This window comes from Pandoraea aquatica, from assembly GCF_902459565.1.
Lineage (GTDB): Bacteria > Pseudomonadota > Gammaproteobacteria > Burkholderiales > Burkholderiaceae > Pandoraea > Pandoraea aquatica.
This window is the reverse complement of record NZ_CABPSN010000011.1, coordinates 160,421-176,887: the sequence shown is the minus strand read 5'-3', so window position 1 is coordinate 176,887 and position 16,467 is coordinate 160,421. Positions and strand designations below refer to the sequence as shown.

Here is a 16,467-nt window from a genome sequence, read left to right as displayed (position 1 = left end):
ACATTACCCACGTTGACGATCTGACCACCCGACGTCACCGTCAGATTCGGGGCTTGAATCGTTGCAGCGATGTTGCCTACCGGCGTAGGCGGGTTGATGACACCGCCCACGCTCGTGTACGCGTCTCCATACAGCGACGTACACTCCGCAGCACTCCCGCAGCTCCACACGTCATGACGCTTGTCCGACTCGAACATGCCGCCCAGTACAAGTAGCCATCAACCGACAGAACACCGCGGGTCTAGCCTCAAATTCCTAGACATGCGAATCACCCATTCCACCAGTTGGCTCGCGGAAATAGCTGTTGCCCTCCGCCCTCCCCTTCGAACCAATAGAACTGACAAGAACACAAAACATGGCCATCAATCCGGCGCCCAACGCTACGAGAATCAAGGCGACCGAAAGAATTCGGCATATAAAGCCCCCCTCGTGCCCTCCACACCAGCTACCAATCCATCCAACACGAATACATAGAGAGACGAAAAACCAAGAGCGAATACGAGCTTATACCGATATTTGGAAAAAATACGATAAACCGCGAAACCAACAAGTTAACTTGAAATTAATAGAAAAAATTCATCTTGCGCGATAGGGGATCCATGTGCACACAATGCAATCAAAGTGGCTCAGACTATTTGTCGATCTGACGCTATAACTACAATAATCAAAACAGCGAATCTGCTGCACGCCTAATCGGCACGGGTTACCGCGTAGTTCTGCATCAATCCTTCTCGCCAACTGTCGACCAATCGATTAAACGGAAATAGAGCACTCCCCCCTCCCGCGATCAACGTCTCGATCGGCCTTGCGCCAAGCAGGCGAAGAGCTTGTTGGCCCGCTAAAGACGTGATTGGCTCACGAGAAGCTATCACGCCGATGTCATTACTTTTTTCACAATAAATACACCACCCGCCCACGTCCGAAGCGCATGCATAACTGTCAACGTTATACAACCACCCCTTCGCCGGACCTGCTCCAATCAAAAATGATTGATACAAATCTCCCGTTACCTCGCCATCGAGAAATAATGCGGATACATTTTCAAATCCAAGGGACTTTGCCTCATCAATATTTACTAAAGATGCAGCATTTGCCCCCTCATACCGCAACAGTCCTGAAACCACTTCGGCGAACTCCGTGGAAAACATGGCATCCGATTCGAAGAATAGAACCCCCCCCCATTTTCCGCGAAAAACATTTTCGGGGAATTTTTTCTTAAAATCGATTAAGCCCAAAAGCATATTCAGAGCGTCTCGCTGAGACTGCTTTTGATTTTTCTTATCCATAGCGTTTCCTTTCATTGTGGATTCATCAGGGAAAATTTTGCCCTCACCCCTCCTACTCCGTTAAACATCGCCCCAGCCTCTCCGGTGCTGGTGCGAATGTACGTCGTGTATGTCGAAGTCCCATTTGTCATAACGGTAAACGGTCCGTTTGTACCTACCCCTTGGCTCGTTACCTTGTAACCGTTTGATATCAAATTCTGCTCAAACTGCTTTGCCGTTAGGTTTGTGGTGACGTTCAGGTATCTACTCCCTTGCGCCGTATCAGATGTGTTCCAAACTGAAGTCGGACCATCGCCGGAGTTCATCCATTTCCCGACTGCCGCCCCTGCCCCCTTAGCGATTCCGATCGACAACAGGAAGGACGCAAGGCCCCCGAAGTCCGGATCGTCATAGGCAAGTTTGTACTTATCGAGGAACGGAACATAGTCAGGGAATCCGGGCAGAGCACCGCCAAAGAGGTTCGGAACGGCTTCGGCAATGCCAAGTCCAGCGTTCGCTGTGGCACGAACCGTATCTTTCACTGCACTCGCGAACGTCCCACACTCGTGTCCCGGCGCGCACGCATTGTTTAGCGTTTCATTCTGCGCTGCTGTCGCCGCCCCGTTGGGATTTGCTCCTACCGCACCAGCTATCACCGCGCTCAAGAGCTGTGTGGCCGAAGCAATAATCGCTAACTGAGCTGGATCGGTGACACCCTTACCACTGGTCACCGCCCTCGCTATATCATCCGCTACTAATGCCGATACCCCGGCACCGATGGCTCCCCCCGCACATCCAGATCCGACAGCCGCACCCGCAGCGCATCCTAGCACCGCATGCGCCCCAACGTATCCCGGCTGACCAAGCGTTTCGGCACCAAGGGACCCGATTTGATACGCTAACGCCGCACTCAGATTGCTAACACCGCTAACCTTCAACGCATCGAGGAAACTCCCGCCCTGAATCGTTGATTGCACGCCTGCTTGAATCACAGATTGGCCGAGTATCGCAACGCCCTGCGTAAGCCATTGGCCAGCGGTGGTTGCACCTGCCTGACTTACCGCGCCATCTACGAAAGTAGGCTTCACGCCCGCCAGACTACTCAGGCTATTGGGGGACGCTGTCGTCGAGAATCCCAAGCCATCGGCGCTCGAATACGTGATTCCGTTCAGCAACCCGGCCGTAACCGCCGCCGACAGACCCGTCTTCAGTACCGAGCCGAAGTCCAACGAGCCGGTGAACATCACCTGCGTGAGGGTTGAACTCGTCATGGCGGTGAGTGCTGCGCTTGCCATCACGTTGCCCAGCCCACCCGCCACGAATGTCGCAGCCGTTGTGCCGAGTTGGGCGGCGATCATTCCCGAGAACAGCGGGCCGAGGGCTGCGCCTGTCATGGCCGCCGCCATGATCATCCCAACCTGCTGAATCCCGAAATTCCCGCCCTGCTTCACGAAATCCGTGTGCAAGTCGTTTTGCAGCGTCTGCTGGACGAAGTTGTCGCCCAGTTGCGCCGCGACGCCTGCGATGAACGCTTGCGTTGCGGCTTGATCCACCTGACCGTTCGGATCGAGCAGTTGGAGTGCGCCGCCGATCTGGTTGAACTGGTCGACGTTGAGCGTCAATCCGCCCGCTGCTGCGCTCATGAAGCCACCCGGCTGCACCATCGTGCCGGTGGTCTTCAGGTAACCCGCGTCCTTGATGTAGCTCCAGATTTCACCGACGTCCACCACGTTCGCGCGGTTCGTCAGCGTGCCGGTGTTCACCGTCAGCGTCCCGCCTGAGGTGATCGAGCCTGTGTTGAGGATGCTGCCGCCCGTCGCCGTGCTGCCGAAGTTCAGCGACAGGTCATTGCTCGCCAGAATCTGGCCGCCTGCGGACAGCGCTGTGAAGTTCTCCGGCAAGTACACCTGCGGCATCAGCGCGGTCACGGTCGGGCATTTCGCGTTGCCCGTTGCCGAGCATCCCGGCTCCGGCACCGTCTGCTCGACGTACCACAGCATCGGTTGTGACAACCCTGCGATCTGCTCAGGCGTCAGTGCCTGACCCAGCTGGATGTTGTTCGTCTTCGCGTACTCGACGGCGTTGCCGTACAGCACCAGCTTCTGCTGGTCGTTCACGCTCAACTGCGACGTGCTGTCCGTCGACAACCCATTAATGAAGCTCGCCTTGCCTGTTTGCATCAGGGCGGCTTGCTGAAGCTGAATGGACTCTTGTTGCGGTGAGAAGTAGAACGTCGTCGTGCTCGGTTGCAGCGACGCGGGCAAGTTGGAAATCAGCACTTGCGGGGAGATGGGATCGAGTGTCGCGCCCAATCCGTCGCATTTTTCCTATTGAGAACTGGCACAGAGACCGTCCAGTTCTCGATAGAAAATCGATGACACGGTGTCAGGAAGAAAGTCGAGCCGCGACTTCAACTAAGTGTTGGTTCCGCTCACCACATGAACTAGTGCCCGGAGTTCGTCGCGCCTTAAAAATCTAAGCCATCTGCCACTCGAATCCCGACGCCTTTCGTCAGTGAAAGAAAGCAGGAAATTCTCTCTTTCGAAGAAAACGAAGACCTCGACGACTTGTCCGGCCATGAACCAATCATCGGAATAAAGTGGCATTTCACTTGCGGGAAACACCAATAATGTGGCGTCGGGACGCGTGGGGTTTGGCCTGTCTGAAATGTGCGCATCGATCCCCCGGATGAGCATCGAACCATGCAAATGATTGTCTCAAAGCAAGTCGAAGCACACTTTACACTCAGTTCAAGGGAATGGACGCACGAAGAAGTCTACCCCGTCCATCGCTGCCGAAAAGGCATCTTTGACAACTAACCCCTGGTTAACTCATGTAAGCGATGGCGCAAGGCATCGAACTCATCATTCTCTTCGCGCAGAAGGTTTCCGTCCTTGTAGAGGACGATGTCGTTCAACGAACCCATCCCTCCATACATCTGCCTGATCTCTGGGCGCACTGACGAATAGCCTTCATCAGCTTTGTCCGCCAGATGCGAGATTGAACTTGCCCAATCATCACGGCCGCTGAACGTTAGAAGCTCGCTCATGCGCAGCAAAATACGTTGAATTTCTTTTACGTTGGTCATTTCAGTGGAGTAGTTGATTGAACTGTGACACCCTCGATCGTCCATGGCTTCACAACGACGATTTGTTGCGTCCCGCCGACATAAATGCCACCCTGTGATCCGGCGTTCCCAACATACACAGTGGTACCCGCAGGTATTCTCACCGCAAACGCTGAATCAATTGGGGACTTCGCGCCACCTGGCCAAACTGGAAGCACCGCGCTATCAATGCGGCTTTGGAGGACGCCTTGTGGAGGCTTCTCAACAAAGAATTGCCCTAATGGAACTTGCGCAGTGCCTGCACGATAAAGAACCGTATCTTGTTGCAATTTGATTACGGTGTACCTCCCCCCAGCGAACGACTCGGCCAGCGAATCTGCCAACGGCCCCGGATTCACAGCATCATAGCTGCCAAGCGTCCTCCCGAGAGAGTTGTTTGTGAAATTTCCAGTCCTCACCGGCGCAGGTGAAGCAGTCGTCGGGGTACCAAATGACGTGAGACCACCCCCGACACCTTCCACAGCCTGCCCCAGTTGCGCCCACTCCAACGCTGTCTCTGTGGAACCGCCCAGCGCAACGACTAAGGCTGAGAGAATCGCCCCTAGTGGGCTACCCAACTGCTTGTCCAGCAGTGCCGCCTTGGAGTTCGCGTCTCCGGAAAGGATTTGCGCGTCTGCAGGATCAACCGCAAACATCTGACCATTCGAAGCACGGACGACGATATTGCCATTCGCTTTGGCGTCTGCGACCGCGAGCATGCACGCTGCCGAGCTGGCGTCGGCACAGGCACTCGTCAATGCTTGATCACGAGCTAGAGAAGTCGCTCTCAATTCGTTGAGCTTTCCGCAACTCTCAGAGCTGAGACTTCCGCTAGCACTACAAGCTGACGCTGCCGCCTTGAGTTGATCCGCCTCTGATGGCTTGTTAAATCCTTCTGCCTTATGTTTAAGCCAGTTGTTCTGCGTCTCGTTCTGTGCCGCATTTGCTGCAGCATTCGCGTCCTGCCCCAATGCGCCTGCAACCAATGCACCCGCTATACCCATAAGTCCGACATGCAATTCGGGCGGGAGTACCTGGCTCGGGTCGAATATTGAATTCAGTGCGGAACCAAGCGCACCTCCAATCGCACCACCGCCACATCCATTGCCCAATGCAGCCGCACTTGCACAGCCCAGAACACCGTGTGCAATTGTGGATACAATCTCGCCGCCGTTCTGTCCGAAGATTTGGCCGAGATCACCCTTTGCATCACCAATCTGGAACGCCAATGCCGCGCTCATGTTGCTAACGCCAGCGGCTTTCAAAGCATCAAGAAAACTTCCGCCCTGAATCGTCGACTGCACACCCGCTTGAATCACTGACTGACCTGCGATTGCGAGGCCTTGAGTAATTGAGAACCCAGCGGAGGCCGTACCAGCTTGGCTCGCCGTACCTTCCACGAAAGTAGGCTTCACGCCAGCGAGACTACTCAGGCTGTTCGGGGACGCTGTCGTCGAGAATCCCAAACCATCGGCGCTCGAGTACGTAATCCCGTTCAGCAACCCGGCGGTAATCGCCGCCGACAAGCCCGTTTTCAGTACCGAGCCGAAGTCCAACGAGCCAGTGAACATCACCTGCGTGAGGGTTGAACTCGTCATGGCGGTGAGTGCTGCGCTTGCCATCACGTTGCCCAGCCCACCCGCCACGAATGTCGCAGCCGTTGTGCCGAGTTGGGCGGCGATCATTCCCGAGAACAGCGGGCCGAGGGCTGCGCCTGTCATGGCCGCCGCCATGATCATCCCAACCTGCTGAATCCCGAAATTCCCGCCCTGCTTCACGAAATCCGTGTGCAAGTCGTTTTGCAGCGTCTGCTGGACGAAGTTGTCGCCCAGTTGCGCCGCGACGCCTGCGATGAACGCTTGCGTTGCGGCTTGATCCACCTGACCGTTCGGATCGAGCAGTTGGAGTGCGCCGCCGATCTGGTTGAACTGGTCGACGTTGAGCGTCAATCCGCCCGCTGCTGCGCTCATGAAGCCACCCGGCTGCACCATCGTGCCGGTGGTCTTCAGGTAACCCGCGTCCTTGATGTAGCTCCAGATTTCACCGACGTCCACCACGTTCGCGCGGTTCGTCAGCGTGCCGGTGTTCACCGTCAGCGTCCCGCCTGAGGTGATCGAGCCTGTGTTGAGGATGCTGCCGCCCGTCGCCGTGCTGCCGAAGTTCAGCGACAGGTCATTGCTCGCCAGAATCTGGCCGCCTGCGGACAGCGCTGTGAAGTTCTCCGGCAGATATACCTGCGGCATCAGCGCGGTCACGGTCGGGCATTTCGCATTGCCCGTTGCCGTGCACCCCGGCTCAGGCACCGTCTGCTCGACGTACCACAGCATCGGTTGTGACAACCCTGCGATCTGCTCTGGTGTCAGGGCCTGACCCAACTGGATGTTGTTCGTCTTCGCGTACTCGACGGCGTTGCCGTACAGCACCAGCTTCTGCTGGTCGTTGACGCTCAACTGCGACGTGCTGTCCGTCGACAACCCATTGATGAAGCTTGCCTTGCCCGTTTGCATCAGGGCGGCTTGCTGAAGCTGAATGGACTCTTGTTGCGGCGAGAAGTAGAACGTCGTCGTGCTCGGTTGCAGCGACGCCGGCAAGTTAGAGATCAGCACTTGTGGGGAGATGGGATCGAGCGTTGCGCCCAATCCACCGACGACATAGCTCGGGCCGTTCTGCTGGCCGGTAGCTCCCGTCAGGATTGACGAACCCGCACCGCCCAAGCTCGCCGGGATCGTCAGATTCAAGCCGCCGTTTGCCGGAGCCAAACTGATCACTCGCGGCGCGTTGCCGACTTGCGGTGTGTACGTGTTCGCCGTCGTGATGCCGTTGATCAGGCTCGTACCGGTCAGCGACACCGACTGCCCCACCACATTACCCACGTTGACGATCTGACCACCCGACGTCACCGTCAGATTCGGGGCTTGAATCGTTGCAGCGATGTTGCCCACCGGTGTCGGCGGGTTGATCACGCCGCCTACGCTTGTATAGGCATCGCCATACAGCGACGTACATTCCGCTGCGCTGCCGCAGCTCCACACGTCATGACGCTTGTCCGACTCGAACATGCCCGTCTCTTGCACCCAGTGCGAGTGCCAGTAGGCATTGAGCGTCTGCGCGCTATTGACCACCGGGCCACTGACGTTGATCGTCGCGTTAAGCCCCGCGGTGATCAGACTGCCGACGTTCGTCAGCGACCCGGCGTTGATCGTCAGATTGTTCCCCGCACCGATGATCGACGAGTTGCCCGACTGCTGATCGACGTACGCCTCGCAGTAGCTCTCCTTGTAGCCACCCGCCGTCATACAGCCTGAATACTTTTCGAGCTTGCCGTAGTTTTCGTGCACCTGAACCGGCGGCGGCAACGTGTTGGTGATACCGCCCGCGACGTTCAGCGTCAGGTTGTTCCCCGCGAGGATGTTGCCCGAGGTGTTCGTCAGCGAATCGGCCGCCGTCGTGCCCGTCGCCGACGAGCCAATGCCACCGATCACAAGATCGTGACCCGCAATCAGATCGCCGTACTTGTTGTTGATCGTGCCCGCCGCAATCGTGAGGTTGTTGCCTGCGATGATTGCGGCATTGTTCTGCGCGAAGGTGAATGACGTGGTGTTCGGGTTTTGCCCGCGAACGTCGTTACCCCGGTAGCAGGCAGCGTTGCTCGTGCCCGCCGCACATCCTGCCTGCGATGTGAATTGCTGGGTATTACCGCCCTGGTTCGTGACGCTCGAAGCGAAGATGTTGACGTTGTTCTGGGCATAGATCATGCCCTCGTTGACGAGATTGCCGCCGTACAGATTGATCGTGTTCGCTGCGGTGATCAGGCCGAGCGACGACGACCAGCCAATCGTTGATGTCGACGTGGGTGCCGCCGAACCCGTCGCAATGTTGAACGACACCGTCTGGTGCGCGAGCTGCGCATCAGACAAGTTCTCGTTTTGATATGTAGGAACCTCGATGGCACCCAGCGATGCGAGCTGAGCGAGGAATGCCGAGTACTGTCCTTGATCGACCGCGTTCACGACAGCACTGGTGGTTGTGGGCGAGACCGCGCCGTTGGCCATTGAACCGACGTTGAGCGTCAGATTGCGTCCCGCAGCAATCTGCCCACCCCGATTCGACAGGCTGGACGTCGTGACTGAAATGTCGCCACCCGCAATCATGACGCCGTTCGCACCCATTTGCGTCACGGTGGACGTCTGATTGACCGTAGGCAAGTTGATCGCCACAGAGGTCAGCGCATTCGGCATGGGCGACGCACTCGCCTGCCAATAGTCGTAATCGACCGGGTTATCGCCGACCATGCGACTTCCCCGGAACTTGTTCATGTAGAACGTTCCGGAACCGGTCGTCGGCGCAGCAGTGCCTGCATTACATGACAGCGGAGCGAGCCCGCCGTTGCAGCGGTCTCCCGTCCACGGATTGATGCCGTCCGGCTTACCTTCCAGCGTCACGCCCGTCGGCGACAGCAAATCTCCGAGCGTTGCAGCGGCCGTCACATCGAGCCACCGCACGTTCATGTCGCCTTCGCCGCCACCAGCACCAAGGCTGAGTTTCGAACCACGGGTTCCGATAATCGCGCTCCAGATCAGACTCGGATCGACGACGGTCGTCGTAGTCGTCACCGCGCCCGAACCCGCCGCCTGATCATTAATCACCGCCCCCGCATTCACCGTCAGGTTGTTCCCTGCGATGATCGTGCCGCCGATGTTGTTCAGCGTGCCCGGCAGCGAGAAGGTGATGTCACCGGCCGCTTGCGTCTTCGCACCGGCGTTCGTGAAGTTGCCGCCCGTCGCGCTCAGGTTGCGGTTCGCTTCGATGAGGCCGCTGTTGATGACGTCGCGGGTCAGCGACAGATCGCGGTCGGCGTGAATCGTCGCGCCCACACCGTTGATGGTCGCCGCGTTGATCGTCACATCGCTGCCGCCCACCACGCTGCCGCTGTTCGTGAACCAGCCGTTACTCGCGAGCGTCAGCGCGCCGTTGCTCTGGATCGTGCCGCTGTTCAGGAACGACGCCAGCCCGGTCAGCACGGTGTTCGCGCCGCCGAGTTGCAGCGACCCGGTGTTGTTGATGACGTTGGCCGTAATCGACATCGTGCCGCCAGCCTGCAACGCACCGCCCGTCACGTCGAACGTCGCCGCGCCCATCGACGCCGCGAGGTTGCGCGTCGCGGCCAGCTCGCCGCCCGCCGTCGTGACCGTGCCGGCGCCGTTGACCGTCAGCGCAAGATCCGCGCTCGCCGGTGTCGCGCCCGTCACGTCGCCCGCGAGGATCATGCCGCCGTTGTTGTTCAGCCCGCCGACGTTGAGCGTGACGCCATTCGCGCCGAGCACCGTCCCGGTGTTGGTGAGCGCGCCACCCGCCGTGATCGACGTCGTGCTGCCGTTCATCAACCCGTTGTTGACGATGTTGCCGGTGGACGTCAGCGTCAGTGCCTTCGTCGACGCCAATTGCCCGTTCGCCTCGTTGACGATGCCGCCCGCCGTCACCGACAACGGTCCGGCACTCAGCACCGACGCGCCCGCCGAATTCGTGAACGTGCCTGCGCCTGCATTGAAGGTCGTCGCGCCATTGATGAGCGCGAGGCCGTGTGTCTTGATCCACTGCGTTGCCGTTACATCCAGCGCACCGCCGACGATCATCGCGCCGGTGTCGATGCGTGCGCCGCTCAGCTTCGCGTCTTGAGTGACGAAGAGCTGCCCGCCGCTCGCATCGAGCGCACCGGTTGCCGTGACCGTGAAAGATTTGGACGCCGTCGTAGCGCCGTTGATGACGACGTTACCGCCGTTGAGTGTCATGTCGCCGACGACGGTGTTGGTGCCACCGAGCGTGAGCGTTTGTCCCGCGCGCAGTGCAACCGTGTCGTTGCCGGAGACGTTCGCGACGCTGAGGTTGCCGCTCTGCGCGGTCAACGTCATCGCACCCATGCTCGACACGCCTTGCAATGCCGTCAGGTTCGTCGCCGCGGTCATATCGAGCGTGCCGCCCACGAGTACCTTGTCCACCGTCAGACTGCCCGACGTGCTGGTAAGCGACGCTTTGCCAATCGACGTCACCGCGCCAAGCAACGCGTCGCCTGCCGACGTCACCTTCACATCGCCCGCGGTATCCACGCCACCCAGCGTCAGCTTGCCGCCGGACGTGATCGCCACGTCCTTGCCGAACGTCAGCGCCCCATTGCTTCCCGTGAGGTCGCCACCGGATTGCAGCGTCGCCGTGCCCTTGCCGATCAGATGACCGCCCAGCGACATCGTCGTGCCGGACGTCAGTGTCGTGTCACCGTTGACTTGTGCGGCCCCCATCGTCAGCGCACTGCCCGCCTTCGCGGTGAAGTTCTGGATCGCGGTAACGGGGCCGGTCAGCGTGACGTTGCCTTGCGTGGCCGTCAGTGCGATGTCCTGATTCGCCGACAGCGCGCCAGTCACCGTCAGGTCGCGCGCGGCCGTGACGGTCACGCCCTCGCCCGCCGTCACTGCGCCACCAAGCGTCACATCGCGTCCTGCATTGACGGTCAGGCGCGTGCCTGTGCCCACGTCGCCCGCAACGCGAACGTCACCCGCACCGCCCGCCGTGAGCGTGGCCGACTTGCCCGCCTGGATAGCGCCCGCAGACAGGTCGCCTGTCGTGGTCATCGTTAGCGCATCGCCTGCGACGATAGCTCCCGTGACTTGCGTCGCGCCGCCGGACACCGTAGTGAGACCGCCATTGCCGAACGTGAGCGATGTAGCGCTGAGCTTGTCACCTGCCGTCAGCAGCCCGGCGATCGCGTCTGCGACGACGCTGCGCACATTGCCCAGCGTCATGTCGCCGCCGGACGTCAGACGCACCAGACCGTTGGCCGTCGTGTCGCCTTGCATTGTCAGCGACTTGCCCGCGTTGACGGTGACGTCGCCTTGCGCGCCCGCATTGCCCGTCGTAATTGCACCGTTCGCCGCCGTCAGCGTGAGATTGCGTTCGGAAGCCGTGTCGCCTTGCAGACGAATGTCGCCCGTCGCCGCGGTCACCGTGACGGTGTCGCCACCGACCGTCTTGCCAGTCACGGCGACGTCGCGTGCGCCGGTCAGCGTCACTGTACCGAGTGCGACTGCGTCGCCAGTGATGGCCACATCGCCGCCGTCCGCCGTCACCGTCAGTGCCTTGGTCGCCTGCACGTTATGCAGACCCGCGTTGTTCGCGGCGTGGACGTCGACGTTCTGGCCGGACAGTGCCCCCGTCAGCGCCGAGTTGCGCCCGGCATCGAGCGTGACATCGCCACCGAACAATGCCGTGCCGTCCCCGAGAACGTCGCGACCGGCGCGCAGCGCGCCGATTCCCTGCACGTTGGTTTGCCCCGTCAGCGTGAGATCGTTGGTAGCAGTAGCGCGCAAGTCGCCCTGCACGCTCAGCTTGCCGCCAAGCGTTGCGTTGCCCGCGCTCGTCGCCAGCAGCGCACCCGCAGTCGTCACCTCACCGCTGATGGCGAGGTCGCCCATGCGCGTGATCAGCGAGAGGTCGCCCATCGTGAGCGCCGTGCCCGTCACCGACAGATTGCGCTGTGCGGTCAGTTCGCACGCCGCACCGCACGCCACGCTGCCTGCAAGGAGGATGTCACGTGCGGCCGTCGCCGAGAATGCATTCGGCGACGACACTGCGCCATTGAAGACGATGTCGCCCGGACCGCCCAGCGCGCCCGCCGTGCCGGTCGTTGCGACCTTGATGCTGGTGGCCGAGTTGAGGACGCCTAGTGTCGCATTGCCTCCGGCCGTCACGTCGATGGCATTCGCCTGCACGCCGCCCGTGAGTCGCGTGTCGCCTGCCGATGCGAGTGTGGCGTTACCCGTGAAGACAGCCTTGCTGCTGCCGTCGCCGGTATCGAACAACGTGCGACCCGCCGTCAGGTTTGCATTCACGCCGAGCAACACCGCGCCGAGTTGCAGATCGCGTCCGGCGTTGATCGTGACGTCGCGCAACGCGCTCGTCGACTGACCCAGTGCGACGTCTTGCGCTGCGTTGAAGATGAGGTTGGCCCCGCCACTCACACCGCCCGTCGCGCGAATACTGCCGCCACGCGCCGTCAGGTTAGCGTCGCCCACCGACTGGATCGCACCGCTTACGGCGATGTCGCGTTGCGCGTCGAGCGTGGTGCCCGCGCCGCCGCCGAGCGTGCCCGCCACGGTGATGTCACGCGCAGCCTGCAACGACACGGTGCCCGGTGCGCCGGATTCGCCATTGACGACGACGTCACCACCGCCCGCGAGGCCCTTGGCGGTCAGCGTCAATGCGCCGGTCGACTGCGCGTTTTTAACGGTCACGCTGTTACCTGCGACGACCGTCAGACCACCGCCTTGCAACAAGCCGCTCTGGTCGACGTCGCGCGCTGCGCTCACGTCGAGCGTCCCCGTGAACGAGGCCGTGCCTGCGCCACTGACGTCCCGGCCCGCATCGATGCGTCCGGTGCCCTGACCGTTCGACGCGCCCTGGATGACCGTGTCGCGCCCGGAGGTCAGCGTCGTGTTGCCTGCGACGGCCGTCTGGCCGCCCATGACGACGTCCGTCCCTGCCGACGCGGTCAACTGCCCGTTGACGCCGAGCTTGCCCTGCGCGTCGACGTTGACATTGCCCTGCGTCGCCGTCAGCGTTGCGTCTTTCGCGGTCTTGATCGTGCCCGTGATGTTGACGTCGCGTGCGCCGATGAGCGTCGCGTCTTCGCCTGTCTGCAAAGTGCCCGCGACAGTGACGTCGCGCGCGCCCTTCAGATTGACTGCACCGACCACGCTCGACTCGCCATTGACGACAACGTCGCCGCCCCCTGCATTGCCGTTGGCCGACACCGAGAACAGACCGTTGGACGTGACGCTGGAAACAGTCGCGTTGTTGCCCGCCGTCACGCTCACGCCATTGCCCTGCAGAACGCCGGACAGATTGACGTTGCGGTTCGCGCCGAGCGTCGCCGTGTTGGTGAACGCCGACGCCCCTGCGCCGACGAGATCGCGCCCGGCTTGCAGAACACCCGCGAGCCCGACCAGCGCGCCGTTCAGCACGATGTCCTGTCCTGCGGTGACCGTGGCGTTGCCGATGGCGCTCGTCTGCGGTGCGCCGAGCGTCACCGATTGCCCGGCGGTCAATGCGAGCTGACTATTCGTGCTCAGGTTCGCCGTCGTGCTCAGATTGCCGGACGTCGCGGTGATCGCCACGTCGCCGACTGCCGTCACACCGCCGTCGAGTTGTGCATCGCGCTGCGCCGTGACGATGAGCTTGTCGTTCGCAGCAATCGTGCCGGTGCTGGCAATGACGAAATCGCGCGCAGCAGTCAACGTCGCCACGCCGAAGGACGCCAACGGTCCGGCCACGCGAATGTCGCCGCTACCGTCGAGACCGCGCGCTAGCACGTCGAGCGTGCCGCTGGTCTGGACATCGCCCAGCGTGACGGCGTTGCGGCTCGTGACGACGAGGTTCGCCGTCTGCAACTTGCCGCCCAGCGTGGCGTTCGCACCGGATGTCAGCCAGGTGTCACCGAGGAAATGCGCGCCGCCGCCGATGTCGAGATTGCCACCGGCGTCGAGCTTGCCGGTACGTTGACCGGAGACGTTACCTGCCACGCGCATGTCGCCGCCGGATTGCAGAGCGACGTCGCCCGCTGCGGTCGCACTGCCTGCCACGTCGAGCGTCGTAGCGGCTGTCGCCTTGAGGTCTGCGCTCGCCTGAATCGTCCCGGGGACCGTGATGGCATTACCCGCAGTGATCGTCAGCGGATTCGCGGTGCCCGCCGTCTGAAGCGAGCCTGCGACGTTGACGTCGCGTGAGGCGTTCAGTGTCACGGCATCTGCACCGGCCGTCGTGCCGTTCACGAGAATGTCGCGCGCTGCCGTCAGCGCCGCCGCGCCATAGAACGAGACCTTGCCTTGCAGAGCGATGTCGCCGCCACCTGCACTGCCCAACGCGCGCAACGCGGCGACGCCCGTGCTTTGTACATCGGCTAGCGAGAGGCCGTTCGCTGCTTCGACGTCCAGTCCGCCCGCGAGCAGCGCCCCGGTTAGCGAGATGTCGCGCCCGGCGCGCAATGTGGCATCGGTACCGAAAGCGAACTTGCCTTTGCCTGTGATATCGCTGCCTGCGCGCAGCGTCGCATCGGCTTGGCCGAGCAATGTGCCGTCGACGTTGAGCGTCTCGCCTGCGCTCAGGCGTGCGGTGCCGCTCGACGCCACGTCGCCCTGCACGTCGACGCGGCGATTCGACGTCATGTCGAGTTGCGCGCCGGATGCCAGCGTGCCGTCGATGCGCGCGTCGCCGCCCGATTGCGTCGATATCGCGCTGTGGCCCGTCAGACGCGCGCCTTGCGCAATCTGGAAATCGCCGCCGGTGACGATGGACACGTTGCCGTTGGCTCCCGTGCTGTCCGTCACGACGAGACTGCGTGCGGCGTTTGCAACGAGGGTACCGCCCACCGTCACCGGCCCCGTCAGACGGATGTCACCCAGCGCGCTGTCTTGCGTCGCGAGCGACAGATTGCCGCCGATCTGCGCTTCCTTCAGCGCCAACGCCTTCGTTGCACTCAACGCAGTGTCGCCGTTCGACTGAAGGTTCGCGAGCGTGAGATTGCCGCCCGCCTGCACGTCCATCGCCTTGCCCGATTGCAGCGATCCGGCCGACGTCACATCGCCGGTCGCCGTCAATCGATAGCCGGTCTCGCCGAGGCCTGTGCCGCTGAGCGCGACGTTGCCCCCGCTCGTCATCTGCACCTGTTGCTGAGCTGCGTGATTGGCAACGGTGAGATCGCCGCCCGACGAAAGCGTGAGGTCGCCGGTCGTCGATGCGAGATCGCCCGCCATGCGCACGCCGAGGCCAGCTGTTGTGCCGATGACCTGAATCTGTCCGGCAGTCATTGCGCCGAAGCGCGTCGCGTCGATGGCAAACGCCTGTGCGTTGCCCGTCGCGCTCTGGATGGCTTGCGCTGTATTGGCCGCCCCGTTGGCCGACGTGATGTAGCGCGTGCCAGTGCCGTCCACGGCCCCCGTCAAGACCTGCTGATTGCCAGTGATGACGTTAATGCGCGTGCCCGCGTACAGCGGCGCGTTGATACCGACCGTCTGGCCGATGAGATCGATCGCGCCGACGGTACCTTCGATGCCGCTACCGGGACCGTTCATCCCGGTATTCCCTTCCAGCTGGATGTGGCCGCTATTGACGTTGTAGCCGAGCGCGTTGGCGTTCGCGAAATCGGTGGGCGTGCCGCCCGGCCCGGAGAGGAACTGCGGCGTGCCGGTCGTCAGCGTCACGCCGATGGTGTTGGTGAAGCCCGCACCACGCACGGAGATGCCGTTCGGGTTCGCAATGATCACCGTGGCCGGTGCGCCGAAGACTTCGAGCGGACCGTTGAGCGCCGACGCGTAAGCACCGCCGGACGACGTCACCTGATTGACGATGGTACTCGCGGTGCGGCCCGCCAGATTCGGGTTGGCGGCAATCGCTCCGCCGTTGAGCGACGTGCCGTTGAGCAGACTGTTGTTGAGAATCAGACCGGCAGCGTCGACGTTAAAGCTCTGGTACTGATTGAGCGAGATGCCCGCTGCATTGGGTGCTGTGATGTTGACGACGGGCACGCCGTTGCCGCTCGTGGTGATCTTCGGTGCGAAGACGACCGGCGCGGTCGGGTCGGTGATCGGCGCGGCGGATGCTGTCTGCATGCCGACGTGCACACGCAACGACGCGAGCGAGCGCAGGACCGTCAGGGCGGTCTCGTCGAAGCCTGCTTTTCCAGTCGCGTTGGTAGCCAACTCGCGTGCGGCCGACTGACTCAGTTCGAACGTCACCGAGATCGGGCTGACGAGCAGTGTCAGCGCAACGCAAGCGGCGATGGCACGCTGCCACAGACGAATCGCGGGCTTCTCCGGGAAGTGGAAATCCATCGCCTCGTCGTCGATATCCATCGACTGACGTGCGTTTTCCCCAACTTCGGTGAATCCTCGCGAAGATGCGTTCATGGCGTGACCTGTTCGTTTTTGACGTGCGTAGCGCGAGACCGCCGCACCCCCTGCGGCGACTCGATGACCTGCGGACTGCGGACTTCTGAGTACTGACTTCTGAGTACTGACTGCGAATCGTCGGAAGGCGACGATGTCGAGCAAT

At 61.5% G+C, this 16,467-nt stretch carries 5 protein-coding genes; all 5 read right to left on the bottom strand.

Annotation, left to right across the window (positions count from 1 at the left end):
- The coding region (locus PAQ31011_RS25235) for a hypothetical protein (RefSeq protein ID WP_425495141.1) at window positions 1-206 on the bottom strand (206 nt) is incomplete at its 3' end.
- Between the two features lie 483 nt (window positions 207-689).
- Window positions 690-1,286 (bottom strand): hypothetical protein, encoded by a 597-nt coding sequence (locus tag PAQ31011_RS25230; protein ID WP_150578362.1) that lies wholly within the window; start codon window positions 1,284-1,286, stop codon window positions 690-692.
- A gap of 11 nt (window positions 1,287-1,297) precedes the next feature.
- A complete protein-coding gene (locus PAQ31011_RS25225) occupies window positions 1,298-3,577 on the bottom strand; it encodes a DUF637 domain-containing protein (RefSeq protein ID WP_150578361.1) in 2,280 nt (759 codons plus the stop codon).
- Window positions 3,578-4,080: 503 nt separating this feature from the next.
- Complete coding sequence (locus PAQ31011_RS25220) at window positions 4,081-4,353, bottom strand: DUF6966 domain-containing protein (RefSeq protein WP_150578360.1); 273 nt, start codon at window positions 4,351-4,353, stop codon at window positions 4,081-4,083.
- Window positions 4,350-16,322 (bottom strand): beta strand repeat-containing protein, encoded by an 11,973-nt coding sequence (locus PAQ31011_RS25215; RefSeq protein ID WP_150578359.1) that lies wholly within the window; start codon window positions 16,320-16,322, stop codon window positions 4,350-4,352. The genes PAQ31011_RS25220 and PAQ31011_RS25215 overlap by 4 nt, the downstream gene beginning before the upstream one ends.
- Window positions 16,323-16,467 lie beyond the last annotated feature (145 nt).

What these genes read in the sequence shown, in the direction of transcription:
- PAQ31011_RS25230 (WP_150578362.1), bottom strand. Translation starts at nt 1,286, where the DNA reads ATGGATAAGAAAAATCAAAAGCAGTCTCAGCGAGACGCTCTGAATATG.
- PAQ31011_RS25220 (WP_150578360.1), bottom strand. Translation starts at nt 4,353, where the DNA reads ATGACCAACGTAAAAGAAATTCAACGTATTTTGCTGCGCATGAGCGAG.
- PAQ31011_RS25215 (WP_150578359.1), bottom strand. Translation starts at nt 16,322, where the DNA reads ATGAACGCATCTTCGCGAGGATTCACCGAAGTTGGGGAAAACGCACGT.